Genomic DNA, 242 nt, shown 5'->3' with positions numbered 1-242 from the left:
TTTTGATCACCTAATGATTTTTCAGTTACAATTGGTGATGCTGTAGTATTTCGTGCATCAGTTAATGTTGCATTACCTTTATCATCTATTCCAAATTTTACAACTTTATCTGGGGTTCCTTTCTTAGTAATGCTAATTCCATCTTTAGTAATTTCAGTTCTATCATTATCTAATTCACCCAATGTTACTTTATCAAATCTCGGATCTTTTCTTAGACCTATAAGTACACCTGTTCTTCCAGT

1 protein-coding gene is annotated in these 242 nt (G+C 31.8%); it reads right to left on the bottom strand.

Annotated features, from left to right (window positions below):
• On the bottom strand, positions 1–242 hold a 242-nt coding region (locus IMK15_RS06390), incomplete at both ends, for a hypothetical protein (RefSeq protein WP_192942297.1).

It is taken from the genome of Sneathia sp. DSM 16631 (genome assembly GCF_014892235.1).
In the GTDB taxonomy this organism is placed as follows: domain Bacteria; phylum Fusobacteriota; class Fusobacteriia; order Fusobacteriales; family Leptotrichiaceae; genus Sneathia; species Sneathia vaginalis.
The sequence above is the reverse complement of the archived record's forward strand: the minus strand, read 5'-3'. Positions and strand labels throughout refer to the sequence as shown.